At 58.6% G+C, this 13,008-nt stretch carries 14 protein-coding genes; 9 read left to right on the top strand and 5 right to left on the bottom strand.

Going from position 1 to position 13,008, the window contains the following annotated elements; genetic code table 11:
- Nucleotides 1-783, top strand: coding sequence for an ABC transporter ATP-binding protein (locus tag C5750_RS15400; protein WP_105734792.1), 783 nt, complete (start codon nt 1-3; stop codon nt 781-783).
- A 1-nt stretch (nt 784) separates the two neighbouring features.
- Here C5750_RS15400 and C5750_RS15395 read toward each other — a convergent pair whose 3' ends face one another.
- Nucleotides 785-1,465: a class I SAM-dependent methyltransferase gene (locus C5750_RS15395; protein WP_105734791.1), complete on the bottom strand. Its 681-nt coding sequence runs from the start codon at nt 1,463-1,465 to the stop codon at nt 785-787.
- Nucleotides 1,466-1,904: 439 nt separating this feature from the next.
- Between C5750_RS15395 and C5750_RS15385 the strand changes: the two genes are divergently transcribed.
- The 8 genes from C5750_RS15385 to C5750_RS15355 all read left to right on the top strand — a co-directional run bounded on the left by C5750_RS15385 (nt 1,905) and on the right by C5750_RS15355 (nt 10,162).
- On the top strand, nt 1,905-2,894 hold the full coding sequence (locus C5750_RS15385; protein WP_105734790.1) for an AraC family transcriptional regulator: 990 nt from the start codon (nt 1,905-1,907) through the stop codon (nt 2,892-2,894).
- Nucleotides 2,895-2,953: 59 nt separating this feature from the next.
- Complete coding sequence (locus C5750_RS15380) at nt 2,954-4,162, top strand: MFS transporter (protein WP_105734789.1); 1,209 nt, start codon at nt 2,954-2,956, stop codon at nt 4,160-4,162.
- 134 nt (nt 4,163-4,296) lie between these two features.
- Nucleotides 4,297-4,470 carry a hypothetical protein gene (locus C5750_RS26585; RefSeq protein ID WP_158531277.1) on the top strand — a complete coding sequence of 58 codons (174 nt, stop codon included), beginning with the start codon at nt 4,297-4,299 and terminating at the stop codon, nt 4,468-4,470.
- Between the two features lie 186 nt (nt 4,471-4,656).
- A complete protein-coding gene (locus C5750_RS15375) occupies nt 4,657-5,265 on the top strand; it encodes a CDP-alcohol phosphatidyltransferase family protein (protein WP_105734788.1) in 609 nt (202 codons plus the stop codon).
- Between the two features lie 28 nt (nt 5,266-5,293).
- Nucleotides 5,294-7,072 carry a bifunctional alpha/beta hydrolase/class I SAM-dependent methyltransferase gene (locus C5750_RS15370; protein ID WP_105734787.1) on the top strand — a complete coding sequence of 593 codons (1,779 nt, stop codon included), beginning with the start codon at nt 5,294-5,296 and terminating at the stop codon, nt 7,070-7,072.
- Nucleotides 7,069-8,397: a phosphatase PAP2 family protein gene (locus C5750_RS15365; RefSeq protein WP_105734786.1), complete on the top strand. Its 1,329-nt coding sequence runs from the start codon at nt 7,069-7,071 to the stop codon at nt 8,395-8,397. Before C5750_RS15370 ends, C5750_RS15365 begins: the two co-directional genes overlap by 4 nt.
- A 174-nt stretch (nt 8,398-8,571) precedes the next feature.
- Complete coding sequence (locus C5750_RS15360) at nt 8,572-9,228, top strand: lysophospholipid acyltransferase family protein (protein ID WP_105734785.1); 657 nt, start codon at nt 8,572-8,574, stop codon at nt 9,226-9,228.
- Nucleotides 9,221-10,162 (top strand): phosphatidate cytidylyltransferase, encoded by a 942-nt coding sequence (locus C5750_RS15355; RefSeq protein ID WP_105734784.1) that lies wholly within the window; start codon nt 9,221-9,223, stop codon nt 10,160-10,162. The genes C5750_RS15360 and C5750_RS15355 overlap by 8 nt, the downstream gene beginning before the upstream one ends.
- Nucleotides 10,163-10,249: 87 nt before the next feature.
- Here the strand turns inward: C5750_RS15355 and C5750_RS15350 are convergent, their stop codons facing one another.
- The 4 genes from C5750_RS15350 to C5750_RS15335 form a co-directional block, all read right to left on the bottom strand.
- Nucleotides 10,250-11,107 (bottom strand): sigma-70 family RNA polymerase sigma factor, encoded by an 858-nt coding sequence (locus C5750_RS15350; RefSeq protein ID WP_105734783.1) that lies wholly within the window; start codon nt 11,105-11,107, stop codon nt 10,250-10,252.
- Between the two features lie 153 nt (nt 11,108-11,260).
- Nucleotides 11,261-11,566, bottom strand: a complete 306-nt coding sequence (locus C5750_RS15345) for a putative quinol monooxygenase (protein WP_105734782.1) — start codon at nt 11,564-11,566, stop codon at nt 11,261-11,263.
- 236 nt (nt 11,567-11,802) lie between these two features.
- Complete coding sequence (locus C5750_RS15340) at nt 11,803-12,201, bottom strand: GlcG/HbpS family heme-binding protein (protein ID WP_105734781.1); 399 nt, start codon at nt 12,199-12,201, stop codon at nt 11,803-11,805.
- Complete coding sequence (locus C5750_RS15335) at nt 12,194-12,970, bottom strand: SDR family oxidoreductase (RefSeq protein ID WP_105735026.1); 777 nt, start codon at nt 12,968-12,970, stop codon at nt 12,194-12,196. Before C5750_RS15335 ends, C5750_RS15340 begins: the two co-directional genes overlap by 8 nt.
- Nucleotides 12,971-13,008: the final 38 nt, after the last annotated feature.

The raw sequence follows: 13,008 nt of genomic DNA, 5'->3' as shown, positions 1-13,008 counted from the left end.
ATGCCCCTTTCCTGCTCGCAATTGTCGGTTTTCTATGGCCGCCGCAAGGCGTTGAACAACTTCAACCTAGATTTGAAGCCCGGAGAGATACGGGCCCTCATCGGCCCCAACGGTTCCGGCAAGAGCACCGCACTTCAAGCAATTGCTGGTTTGATCACGCCGCATGAGGGGCAGGTCGAAATCAATGGCAAGCCCGCCAGGGAAATGCCGCGGCGGACCTTGGCCAAACAGCTGGCGTTCTTGCCGCAGCAGCCGTCAGCCCCGGATGAGATGACCGTCGAACAACTTGTGCGGCAGGGCCGCTATCCCCATGTCGGTCTGTTTCGCAATTACAGCAGCCGCGATGAACAGGCGATAGAATGGGCATTGGAAAGCACGGGGCTGGCCAATCTGGCGGACCGGAGCCTGCATGAACTGTCCGGGGGTGAGCGGCAGCGCGCCTGGATATCGGCGGCACTTGCCCAGGAAGCCCAGATCCTGCTGCTGGACGAGCCTACATCCTTCCTCGATATCGGCTTTCAGGTGGAAGTGCTCAATCTGGTGCACCGCCTCAGCCGCGAAAGAGGCGTGACAATCATCATGGCCATTCACGACATCAATCAGGCCATCTCGATCAGCGATCGCATTTCCCTGTTGGAAAAGGGCCAACTGCTCTTCGATGGCGAGCCGGACGAGCTTGCAGAGAGCGGATTGATCGAGAAGGTATTCCGCGTGCAGGGCAATTTTGTCCGCATCGCGCCCGGCAGCCGCCCTCATTTCGATATCGAGCTCATCCGATCCTAATTTACGGTTTCACCAGCCGGAAAATGACCTTGGTCTGCGTGTAATAGGTAAGCGCATCGGCAAAATCCGGCATCCAGCCATCAGCGACGAAGGGAATGAAGCCGTCAAACTCGAGTTTGCGCGCCGATACGTCGAACCCCGCACCCTCAAATACCCGGGCATAGTCGGTAATGGAGCGATCTTGCACGACCGTGTTGGTCTTCGCCGCAACAAGGTCACGCCATTTCGGCCATAACGGATTATCCGTATGGCAACCGGTGACCGCATAGTAAACGCCCCCAGGCTTCAGACTCCGCCATACATCGCGCGCATGCGCTTCGATATCGGCAATGAGATAGATTACCTCATGGCTGATCGCCAGATCGAACTCGCCATCCCAGCCCTCGACATGGGCACCGGCCTGGTACTGAATGGGCAGATTGCCCTTGAGTTCATTGGCCCTGGCGATTGATTGCTCGGCGATATCGACCCCGAGAGCCTTGCGAAACGGCCGGATTGCATAGAGGTGGCGCAGAAGTCCGCCCTGATTGCAGCCAAAATCCAGCACTGCCTTTCCGGACAGATCCTGTTCCGGCAAAAGACCGATCAAATGCCGCCAGATCGGCGCATGCCCGTCGGCCATGGCATCCTCGGCGTCAGGATCGATGTACCACGTGCTGATTTTTGGTGTGCTGCTATGCATGGGAATCTCCGGTCATGTGTTGATGCACTTTTACACATTCCCGAAGGACGACAACAGGAACTACGCCAAGATTGTTGCTTGCCAGACGGATAAATGTTGCGGGCTTCTCGTCATTCACTCCGTGTCTCGGCCGCGGTTGTAGTCTTCAGATGAAACCTTCTCCATCCAGGTTACGGTATTGCCATCGAGCGCCTCAGATACAGCGAAATGCACCATCGGTTGATCGGCCACCGCACCGTGCCAATGTTTTATCATCGGCGGAATCCAGACAACGTCGCCTGGCTCCATACCGCCGGCGGAGCCACGCGGGGGTTCTGCTGCGCTTCAGCGCCTGCGGCTGCTGATACCGAGATGGCAAGGCTTGTGGCCCTGGAATCACCGATGGTCGGGGTCACCGCATCCCCTTGCCTGCCGGACGATTGACATGTATATTCACTAAATGCCTGACCATTCGTCCCGCCACTCTTCACCGCCACACATCCCGATGGATGCGCTGAGCGAAGTCCTGCAGGATTTTCGCTTGAGTGGCGTCAACTATGGCCGCTGCGAGCTCCGGCATCCATGGAGCATCGCCATTCCGCAACAACAGCTGCTTCGCTTTCACTTTGTCAGCCAGGGACCGTGCTGGATCCATACCGAAGCACAAGGCTGGCAAGAGTTGCACGATGGCGACCTGGTGCTGCTGCCGCAAGGCATCGCCCATCGGCTGGCCAGCGCGCCAGACGTTGTGGGCGACTCGCTCAATGACTGCCATGTGACCAAGTTGGGGAGCAATGTCTGCGAAGTGGTGCGGGAAGGAACGGGTGCAACCAGCACGCTTTTCTGCGGCTCGATGGCCCTCGGCGCCTGCGCGCTCAACCCCTTGATCACGTTGATGCCGCCGATCATCAAGGGCTGCGACGTGGCCGGAAATGACCCGATCGTTGGTCCCTTGCTGGCGGCCATGACGGTGGAGGCCGCGCAGCCGCAGATGGGCAGCGCCACTATTCTGTCACGGATGGCGGACCTGCTGACCGCGCGGCTCATCCGCTGCTGGGTCAATTGCACCGGAGCCCCCACCACCGGTTGGCTCGCCGCCATCCGCGACCCCCATATCGGCCGCGTCCTGGCAGCCATGCACCGGGACCCCGGCCATAACTGGACCCTCGAAAGCCTCGCCGTCCTGGCGGGCCAATCGCGCTCGATTTTCGCCGAGCGCTTCAGCGCTGTTTTGGGGGAAGGCGCGGCACGCTATCTCGCCCGGTTGCGTATGCAGCTTGCCCGCGAATTGTTGGGGCAAAACGGCATGTCGGTTGCAGAGGTCGCTACCCGTCTGGGCTATGAGTCCGAGGCGTCCTTCGCTCGCGCGTTCAAGCGCATCACCAGTGTCTCACCGGGCGTTGTGCGCCGCACAATTTCCGGACGAACGGACATGCATTTCGGATTTTAAGATACATATCATCCGAAAGGACTCATTTATGAATATCTCCAAACCTTGGAGATACTTCAATGACAGATACAACATTACAACTTGAAGGCGCCGCGATAGACCTCGACGCCGATGCGCCAGCCGCGTGGAGCACGGGCACCTGGTTCGCGGTCCTTTCAATGGCGGCTGCCAGCTTCGCGCTGGTATCAGCCGAGTTCCTGCCGGCAGGCCTGTTGACGCCAATGGCGCGCGACCTCGGCATCAGCGAAGGTACAGCCGGACAGGTCGTCACGGCTACCGCGTCCGTTGGCGCCGTGACGGCCATGCTGAGCAATGTTCTCATTGGCCGGTTGAACCGCAAGACGGTGCTGGTCGGTCTCAGCGCCCTGGCGATCGGTTCCAATATTCTTGCGGCGGTCGCAACCGATTTCTGGCTGCTATTGTTGGGCCGGGCCGGACTAGGCATCGCCCTCAGCGCTTTCTGGGCGCTTTCGGTTGCCGTCGTAGCAAGACTGGTTGGCGCCAACGCCACAGGCCGTGGCATGGCTATCGTCACCCTCGGCGTCTCGCTCGCCACCATTGCCGCACCATCGATGGGTGCATTGATCAGCGACTGGGTGGGCTGGCGCAGCGCCATGGCCATGACTGCTGGGCTGGCCGCGATTGCCATGCTGCTGCAATTCCTCAGTCTGCCGACCTTGCCTGCCACCACAAGCAACAGTCTTGCCGATGTCTTTCGGCTGATGCGGCGGCGGGGCATTCAACTCGGCATGCTTGCCATCCTTTTGCTCATGACGGGGCATTTTGCCGGCTCGGTCTATGTGCGCCCCTTCCTCGAACAGGTCACGCACCTTGGAACCGGACCGATTGCCCTGGCGCTGCTCGGGTTCGGTATCGCCGCCGTGATCGGCAATGTCGTTGGCGGCCGCATGGCTGACGCCAATATCCATACGGCTCTCATGGCCACCGCCGCCTTGATGGGGCTTGCAGCGCTCGCTTTGGTGCTGTGGGGCGTGCATATTGGCGTTGCCTTCGGTTTCGTCACCCTGTGGGGGCTCGCCTTCGGCATGGCGCCGGTGGTGCTGCCGACGAACCTGTCCCGTGCCGCACCTGACGCTCTGGAAGCAGCGGGCAGCCTGATGGTCACCTCTTTCCAGGTTGCCATCACGATTGGCGCGGTGGTCGGCGGCTATGTCGTGGACACCTATGGCGCCACGGGCCCCCTGACCCTGACCGCCATCCTTGCCGCATCGACAGTCGTGCTGGCGCTGCTGCAGCCCCGCAGTTGATCCTTTGCCGCTGCGCGGGGGTTGAGCGCAACCATAGCGAGGTTGCAATGATTGCAGATGCGGCGCTTGCGCCGCATCTGCGCAGCCAACACCAAGGCTGCGATGCGGTTCGAACGTGAACCCTTTGAGAGACGATGGTTAACGCGCCGGCCCAATGGTCTTCGCCCGAGGCCGGCTTGCATCACGCGCTGACGAAAGCCCGGACAGCCGCACATATTCCCGGCCACAACATTCGCTTCATCGAGATCGCCGTCGAGGACGACATGAGCATGAACGCTGCCGCGGCGCGCACAGACCACGAAGCTTAGGGCTTGAAGGTTGCTGCTATGATCCCTGCACCAACGCTCGACGCATTTAAAGCCGTTGCGCGTTAAGGGTAAAGGAAGTGATTTCATCTTCAAAAACAATTATCCCATGCGGAAAACCAGCCTGAAGCGGATTTTCTGCTACAAGGTGTTGAGCGGTGAAATTGAACACAACCAGGGGGTGATTTCATGCCGACACTTTACGCGATCAAACCGGCTTTTCAGACTCTGCTGCGCCCCTTGGCCTCTCGTCTTGTCAGCGCTGGCGCCACCGCCAATCAGGTTACGACAGCCGCAATGCTCATCTCGGTTGCAACGGGTGCATTGATTGCGCTTTTCCCCGAAATCACGCCGCTTTTCTGGCTGTTGCCATTGGTGCTTTTTGTCCGCATGGCACTCAACGCCATTGATGGAATGATGGCTCGTGAATTCGGGCAGGCATCGAAACTCGGCGCATATCTGAATGAGGTCGGCGATATCATTTCGGATGTGGCCTTGATCCTTCCATTCGTACTTGTTGCCCCGTTTGCCGCTGCAGGAGTGGTTGCCTTTGCCATTACAGCGATGATTGCCGAATATGCCGGTGTGCTTGGCGTCATGACCGGAGGCGGGCGCGGTTATGACGGGCCATTCGGAAAAAGCGACCGCGCATTGGCCCTCGGCATCATTGCCGCGCTGATTGGTAGCGGCATCATCTTGCCGTCATGGTTCAGCTGGGTTTTCCCTCTCATGGCCGTCCTATCCATTGTCACCGCCTTCAACCGTATTCGTGCGGGCCTGCACCGCGCCAATTCCTGAAAATCAATCCTGCTTCCGGAGCAAGCCTATGTCGACAGACCCATCCTCCAATCCTGCGGCATCCGGTGCAGCACGGGAAGACACCTTTGCGACAAATGACGGGACCGAACTTTTCTATCGGCAATGGCCGGCAAGATCGGGAAAGCCGAAGGGTGCAATTGTTCTTCTGCATCGCGGTCATGAACATGGTGGCCGCGTTGCACATCTGGTCGAGGAACTTGGCCTTGGTGATTTCACCTTCTATGCCTGGGATGCCCGAGGCCATGGCCGTTCACCGGGCGAACGCGGCTACTCTCCATCCTTTGCAACCTCGGTGCGCGATCTCGACAGTTTCGTAAAGCACATATGTGAAACCGGCGGTTTTGCCATCGAGGACATCGCTGTTGTCGCCCAGTCGGTTGGTGCCGTGCTCGCGGCGACCTGGGTCCATGACTACGCGCCCCGTATCCGGGCACTTGTGCTTGCTTCTCCCGCATTCAGCGTGAAACTCTATGTTCCGTTCGCTCGTGAAGGCATCTGGCTCTGGCAGAAATTGAAAGGACAATTCTTTGTCAATTCCTATGTCAAAGCCAAGTTTCTGACCCATGATCCCGCGCGCATCGCGTCGTTCGACAATGACCCGCTGGTCACGCGGGCCATTGCATCGAATATACTGCTCGATCTTTATACAAACGCTGAACGGGTGGTTGATGACGCCCGTGCGATCATCGTGCCGACACAGCTGCTCATCTCCGGAAGCGACTGGGTTGTCCGGCACGAGCCTCAGCATCGTTTCTATGAAAATCTGGCCCACCCCCTCAAAGAACGTCACGTGCTCAAGGGATTTTACCACGACACTCTTGGCGAGAAGGAGCGCGCCATTGCCGTGGCGCATGCACGCCGGTTCATTCTCGCATGCTTCGACGCAGAACCGGCGCCGCTGGACGTGACGAACGCCCATCAAACCGGCTTTACCCGCGATGAACAGGACAGGCTGTCATCCCCGCACGACCTGCTTTCCTTGAAAGGTCTCTATTGGGCAATCTACCGCTCGTCCATCCGCTTCAGTGCATTGTTCTCAAAGGGGCTGAAAACGGGCGTCGAGACCGGTTTCGATTCTGGCTCCACCCTCGACTACGTCTATGAGAACGAACCGAGAGGAATGGGACCGGGAGGCAGGCTCATCGACAAGCAGTTCCTCAATGCGATCGGCTGGCGCGGCATCCGTCAGCGCAAGCTGCATCTGCAAGAGCTTATCGGCTTCGCTCTGGCAAGATTGCGGGACGCCGGCCGCACCACGCATATTCTCGATATCGCTGCCGGCCATGGCCGTTATATCCTCGACGCGATTGCCAAAGCCGACGTCAAACCGGCAAGCGTCCGGCTGCAGGACTATGCGCCGATCAATGTCGATGCCGGACGCAAATCCATCGCCGAGAGAGGCATCCAGGATATGGCGAGCTTTCATCAGGCGGATGCTTTCGATGCCGAACAACTGACTGCAATCCAGCCTGCGCCTGATCTGGCGATTGTATCCGGTCTTTACGAGCTCTTTCCCGACAACGCGCTTATCAAGCGCTCGCTTGACGGCCTTGCAACGTCGATGCAATCCGGCAGCTTGCTGATCTACACAAACCAGCCGTGGCATCCGCAACTGGAAATGATTGCACGTGCGCTCACCTCGCATCGTGGCGGCGAAGCGTGGATTATGCGCCGCCGGACACAGGCTGAAATGGATCAGCTGGTTGCAGCGGCAGGTTTCAAGAAGATCGACCAGCTTGTCGACGAGTGGGGCATATTCACGGTTTCCATCGCTGAGCGGACATGACCGAACACACCGTCACCCCGATTGGACAATGGCGCTTGAATGGCGCCGTTGCAAAGCGCGCGCTGATCTGGCTCGTCTGCCTCGCACCATTGTTCTACGCGACCTATGGGACAGCCAACTGGCTTGCCTCGCAGCGGGAGAACGTTCCCAATATCACCTTTGCCTGGGAACACGCCATTCCGTTCATTGCCTGGACCATTTTTCCCTATTGGTCGATCAACCTGTTCTACGGACTTTCTTTGTTCTTTAACGATACGACTGCTGAGGTCGATCGCCTGGCGACGCGTTACCTGACAGCACAGACCATCGCGGTTACCTGCTTCATCGCGTTTCCCCTGACCGTCGTCTTCCACAAGCCGCCAACCAGCGGCGCATCAGGCTTCCTGTTCGATATGTTGGGTGGCTTTGACAAGCCCTTCAACCAGGCGCCCTCGCTTCATATCGCTCTCCTTGCGATTATCTGGACGCATTGGCGCGTTCGCCTGTCGGGTATTGTTCTTTGGATCTGGCATCTCTGGTGCGCATTGATCGGTATTTCCGTTCTCACGACCTACCAGCATCATTTTATCGATATCCCCACCGGCCTGCTTTTGGGTCTTTTTGCTCTCTGGCTCTTCCCGGCACACAATCCCTCACCCGTGGCCGCATTCCGCTTGACCGGGGATCGCAGGGCCCGGCGCATTGGCGCCTGTTATGCGGTGGCCGGTACGATCTTCCTGCTTGCAACGATCATCGGAACGCCGGCCTCGGCGGCATTCCTGTTTTTCCTGTGGCCGGCGCTGGCCCTCGGGATCGTATCCATCGGTTATTTCGGTGCAGGACCCGCCATCTTTCAAAAATGCATGGACGGCACGCTTTCCCTCGCCAGTACATGGCTGCTGGCCCCTTACCGCCTTGGTGCCATTCTTAACAGCCGGATCTGGACACGCCACCTCCCGCCCTCTGTTGCGATTGGCAAGAACGTGTATCTGGGCCGGCTGCCGCGGATATCTGAATTGCCGAAGTTCAAGACCGTCATTGACCTGACCGCCGAACTGGCAAAGCCTTCCGGTATGACGATTGAATGGCGGTCATTCCCGACGCTTGATCTCGTTTCGCCTCAACACGATGAATTGCACAATGCGGCCGACGCCATCGAACTTGCCCGGAGCAAAGGCCCAGTTCTCGTCTGTTGCGCACTGGGTTTCCAGCGCAGTGCGGCGGCAATTGCCGTTTGGCTTTTGCAGTTTGGCGATGTCAAAACCGCAGCTGACGCAATCCGGGTCATTGAAGCTGGCGGCAGGCGCATTCATTTGACGGAAGACATGGTGCTTTTTGCTCAATAGACGAAACAACCATGAGTAAATGCGCCTCTGCATTCGCCCGCCATTTGCATGCCAAGGTAGCGGCCATGGCGTCATGGCTACAACAAGCCGCCTCTTGTTGAAACTGCATCTTGCTTTTGCAGTTTTACTTGTTCTATTCGCTGTAATTACAACCTATGGGTTGTGGGGGCGCAGATGAATACAAGAACCACGTTGAGGCGAATTTCCGCTATGGTGCTTGCCGGATTGGCTCGCGGCATTACCGGCGTGCGCCCGATCTGGCAAGGGTGCGCGCCTTCGGACCGGCAACGCATTTTCTTTGCGAACCATTGCAGTCATGGCGATTTCATTCTGCTTTCCTCCAGCCTGCCGCCACGCGAGCGACAGCGCACACGTGCTGTTGCCGGGGCCGATTACTGGAAACGGAATAAATTGCGGCACATTCTCGCCAAGGACTTGCTGAACACCGTGCTGGTTGACCGCAATTGGGTCGAGCGTTCGGAGGATCCAATGGTCGTCATGCTCGATGCATTGCAGGAAGGAAGCTCACTCATTGTCTTTCCCGAAGGCACGCGCAACATGACCGAGGAACCACTGCTGCGCTTCCGCTCCGGTCTCTATAATCTCGCCCTGGCGCGCCCGGACGTGGAACTTATTCCCTGCTGGATCGAAAATATGTCACGCGTCTTGCCGAAAGGCACCTTCCTGCCTGTCCCTCTCCTGTGCCGCGTTGTTTTCGGCACACCGGTCGCACTTGAGCCGAATGAAGACCGGAAAGATTTTCTTCAAAGGGCGCGCCAATCTCTGCTCGAACTTTCGCCGGAACATCGGAAGGCGCTCAATCATGGCTGAAACGGTCTGGCTCTTTCTCGGTCTGCTCGGTGTACTGACACTCGCCAGCGCCATTGCAACCATGCTTAGCTGGAAAAGCCGGCGCATGACGGAGGTCTTGCCTTCAACGCTCGTCAATCTCAACGCGCGCATCAAGGCATGGTGGATCATGATCGGTAGCATTTCCATCGCTTTTCTCTTCGGCAAAACTGGCGTGATTTTACTGTTCGCCTTTGTCTCTTTTGCCTCGCTGCGCGAATATGTGACACTCACCCATACGCGGCGTGGCGATCACTTTATTCTCATCGGCATGTTCCTCATCATCATTCCCATCCAGTATTATCTTCTCTGGATTGAGTGGTACGGGCTCTATTCCATCTTTGTGCCCGTCTACTGTTTCCTCGCCATGCCTGCCTTGACTGCAATCTCGGGCGACACGGAGCGCTTTCTCGAACGCGTGAGCGAACAGCAATGGGGAATCATGCTGTCGGTTTACTGCATCAGTCACGTTCCAGCCCTGCTCACGCTTTCCATCCCCGGCTTTCAGGGCAAGGGATTGCTTTTGATCGCATTCCTGATCGTAACCGTTCAGGGCAGCGATGTGCTGCAATATGTGTTCGGTAAGCTTTTCGGCAAACACAAGGTTGCACCGAAAATCTCCCCCTCCAAAACCTGGGAGGGTCTGATCGGCGGCATTGCCAGCGCATCATTGCTCGGCGCATCGCTGGCCTGGTTGACCCCGTTCACCGTCCTGCAAGCCGGGCTCATGGCGGGACTTGCCTGCATTATGGGATTCTTCGGCGGGCTCGTTGCTTCGGCGATCAAGCGCGACCGCGGCGTCAAGGATTGGGGACAAATGATCGAGGGGCACGGCGGCATGCTTGACCGGGCGGACAGCCTGATTTTCGCGGCCCCCATATTCTTTCACATCGTTCGCTATTTCTGGGCAGCCTGAAGTAAACCCGCCGATACGAGATCATGCAGCAAATGGCCGGATCGCTGGTAGCCAGCCCGTGTGGGTTTGGAACTCGACGATAAGCTTTTAGCCCAACCGCACCCAGTTTATACCTTCGAGCACATAGGGAGCGAACAGGAAATCCCTGATCTCCATGATCCGGCTATCCGACCAACCGATCAGCACAAAATGTGCAGGTCTGTCCATCGGGCCGGTCCCGTCGAAGACAAGCATGGCGGGCTGTCCTTCAACCGCGCCAAAGACGAACCGCCATTTCGTCTCTTCCGCATAGCGCGTGAAATAAAGGCCGATCTTGTCACGCCCTTTCCATTGCAGGCGGTTTACCAGATCGAGCCTCACGTCATCGGCGAGCATAGCGCGGATTGCGTCGAAATCGCCGCTGCGAAACAGATGGACATAAGCGGTCATCTTCCGCCTGTCCGCATCGGACATCAGCGGCAGCCGGGTATCTTCGGGCGCCTGCGCGAGCTGCCGCAATGCGGTGCGCCCCCGCTGAAGCGCCGATTTGGCCGCGGCCGGCGTACTGCCGGCAATCGCCGCGATCTCTTCAACCGAGTGGCCAAGGACATCCTTGAGGATCACGGCGCAGCGCTGAAGTTCGGGCAGCTGCAGAAACGTCTGAAAGCCAACGGCGACGATGTCCGTTTCAGGCATCGCCGCGGCTTCCAGATCGTCGGTAAGCGGAACCACATTGCTGCGGGAACGCCGGCGCAGAAAATCCAGACTCGCATTATGGGCGATACGGAGCAACCAGGCCTCGAGGTTTTCGACGATCGTACCCTCCGCATGTGCGCGCAGGGCCTTGATCAGGGTATCTTGCAGTACATCTTCGCCGTCCACGCTCGAACCGGTCATGCGTGCACAGTAGCGGTGAAGCCGTGGCCGCAGTGTATTCAGTCGATCCTCGAATTCGCCGGTATTCATGTGCCGAGACTTCCTGCGCTTACACGCTCTACCCCACCATAGATTGCACACCGGCAGCGGCGAGACGTTTTCGGCAGATTAGCCGGTTGGGAAAGGATCTGTCTTCCACTTTCCTTTGGCAGCCTGTGTGGCGCGAACTCACTTGTGTCTACCTCACCGGCTTTCGCTCAGCACCGCCGAGCCCATGACCGAGTCCAAGCTCGCCAGCTCGATAATCTCCGGAAAATAGGCTGTCATGCGCGGATCGCTGCGCATTGCCTCGACGGCTGCCGGGTTTTCCCACTCGGAGTAGATAACAACGCTGGCTCCGTCCTTTGCCGCGATCAGGCGCGTTGTCTTCCAGCCAGGAAGCGTGCGGATCACTGCATCGGTGTTTTGCTTCAAAAGCGCGATCAACGCATCCTGCTTGCCGGGTTTGACCTTCAGCAGATTGATCAAAATAACGGATTGGTCGGACATGGCATGTCTCCTTCTGTTTCGTACACACCAAGGACGACCCGAAGCGTGAAAACGGATCGCGACACAAAAGATTTTTTTGGAGCACCGCCTCCGTAGAGTGCGCTTTGCCGGATTTGCGATGCCAATCGCAATGGGCTGAGGTCCTGAACTTGCGCCAAGGCCGGTTCCGGCATCAGGACCAGCATGATGCGTTCTCAATGTTCAAGGGCGGTCACTTCCGCCCTTGAACGGCAGTGTCAAGCGGCGGCCGCCCGCGCGAGTGCCGCATCCTGTTCAGGGGTTCCACCGGACACCCCGATCGCGCCGATCAGCACACCATCCTCGCCGAACAGCGGGAGGCCTCCGCCCATCAATAGCAGCCCACCCGCATGGATGTGATCGAAATGCGGGACCGGCTCGCCCACCTGCAGCGGGGCATTCAACGCCTCGCTTGGTGCCTGGAACATCACAGAGGTGCGGGCCTTGGCGATCGCCAGCTCGTTCGATGCCAACCATGCACCATCCATGCGCGAGAAAGCGACAAGGTGTGCGCCAGAATCAAGGATTGCAAAGACCGCGTTCAGCCCGGCTTCCGTCGCAGCAGCGCGCCCGCGCGCCACAATCCGATGCGCGTGGTCGAGTGCCAGATCAGGCATCTTGTGTCCACTCCGTCTCCTGCCACTGCTTGGCCGCATCAATCGTCGCGCGCGGGCGCATTGTGCGGTACAGATGCTTGTCGGCAGGGATGATCTCCACCATTGCGTCGATCATCTCCTGCGGGTCGGCCTGTCCGGCCAGGCTTCCGCTGAAATCAGGCATCGGCACGACCGCCGTATCGGCGTCGTACCACTGGACGTAACTTTCCGCGCCGGTGTCGTTGAAGCCGGTGCCGAAGACGCCTGGGTTGACGGTGGCAACCTTGACACCATACGGCGCGAGCTCGGCCTTCATCGACCCGGCAATCGCCTCGATCGCGTGCTTGGTTGCGCAGTATGCGCCGAGGAACGGGACCACCAGGATGCCGCCCATTGACGAGGTCCAGACGATCTTCCCGGACTTTCGGGCCACCATCTTCGGCACAATGAGCTGGACCAGCTGCAGGTGCCCGAACACATTGATGTCGAACGACTCGCGCACGCGCTGCATGGGGATGTCGGCGATGGATCCACCCTCCATGACGCCGGCATTGAGTACGAGAACGTCGGGGTCGAACGTGCCCGCGTGGGCAATGTCGATGCTGTCGAGCAGGTTCAGCTTGATCACGTCGAGGGTGACGCCCGCCTCGGCTGCGTCAGCACGCAGGCTGCGAACCTGCGGCCAGGTTTCGGCAGTGGCAACCACCTCGTGGCCAAGGCGCGCCAGTTCAATTGCCGCACCGCGACCGAAACCGGAGCTGGCGCCTGTAATCAGTATCTTTTGGGGCATCTGCATTCCTTTGGATTGTTATTCCGGTCAATTTATGG

Source organism: Phyllobacterium myrsinacearum, assembly GCF_002980555.1.
GTDB classification, from domain to species: domain Bacteria; phylum Pseudomonadota; class Alphaproteobacteria; order Rhizobiales; family Rhizobiaceae; genus Phyllobacterium; species Phyllobacterium myrsinacearum.
The sequence above is the reverse complement of the archived record's forward strand: the minus strand, read 5'-3'. Positions and strand labels throughout refer to the sequence as shown.

Excerpts from the sequence above, each read along its gene's own strand:
- C5750_RS15400 (WP_105734792.1), top strand. The coding sequence starts at position 1 with ATGCCCCTTTCCTGCTCGCAATTGTCGGTTTTCTATGGCCGCCGCAAG.
- C5750_RS15395 (WP_105734791.1), bottom strand. The coding sequence starts at position 1,465 with ATGCATAGCAGCACACCAAAAATCAGCACGTGGTACATCGATCCTGAC.
- C5750_RS15385 (WP_105734790.1), top strand. The coding sequence starts at position 1,905 with ATGCCTGACCATTCGTCCCGCCACTCTTCACCGCCACACATCCCGATG.
- C5750_RS15380 (WP_105734789.1), top strand. The coding sequence starts at position 2,954 with ATGACAGATACAACATTACAACTTGAAGGCGCCGCGATAGACCTCGAC.
- C5750_RS26585 (WP_158531277.1), top strand. The coding sequence starts at position 4,297 with ATGGTTAACGCGCCGGCCCAATGGTCTTCGCCCGAGGCCGGCTTGCAT.
- C5750_RS15375 (WP_105734788.1), top strand. The coding sequence starts at position 4,657 with ATGCCGACACTTTACGCGATCAAACCGGCTTTTCAGACTCTGCTGCGC.
- C5750_RS15370 (WP_105734787.1), top strand. The coding sequence starts at position 5,294 with ATGTCGACAGACCCATCCTCCAATCCTGCGGCATCCGGTGCAGCACGG.
- C5750_RS15365 (WP_105734786.1), top strand. The coding sequence starts at position 7,069 with ATGACCGAACACACCGTCACCCCGATTGGACAATGGCGCTTGAATGGC.
- C5750_RS15360 (WP_105734785.1), top strand. The coding sequence starts at position 8,572 with ATGAATACAAGAACCACGTTGAGGCGAATTTCCGCTATGGTGCTTGCC.
- C5750_RS15355 (WP_105734784.1), top strand. The coding sequence starts at position 9,221 with ATGGCTGAAACGGTCTGGCTCTTTCTCGGTCTGCTCGGTGTACTGACA.
- C5750_RS15350 (WP_105734783.1), bottom strand. The coding sequence starts at position 11,107 with ATGAATACCGGCGAATTCGAGGATCGACTGAATACACTGCGGCCACGG.
- C5750_RS15345 (WP_105734782.1), bottom strand. The coding sequence starts at position 11,566 with ATGTCCGACCAATCCGTTATTTTGATCAATCTGCTGAAGGTCAAACCC.
- C5750_RS15340 (WP_105734781.1), bottom strand. The coding sequence starts at position 12,201 with ATGCCTGATCTGGCACTCGACCACGCGCATCGGATTGTGGCGCGCGGG.
- C5750_RS15335 (WP_105735026.1), bottom strand. The coding sequence starts at position 12,970 with ATGCCCCAAAAGATACTGATTACAGGCGCCAGCTCCGGTTTCGGTCGC.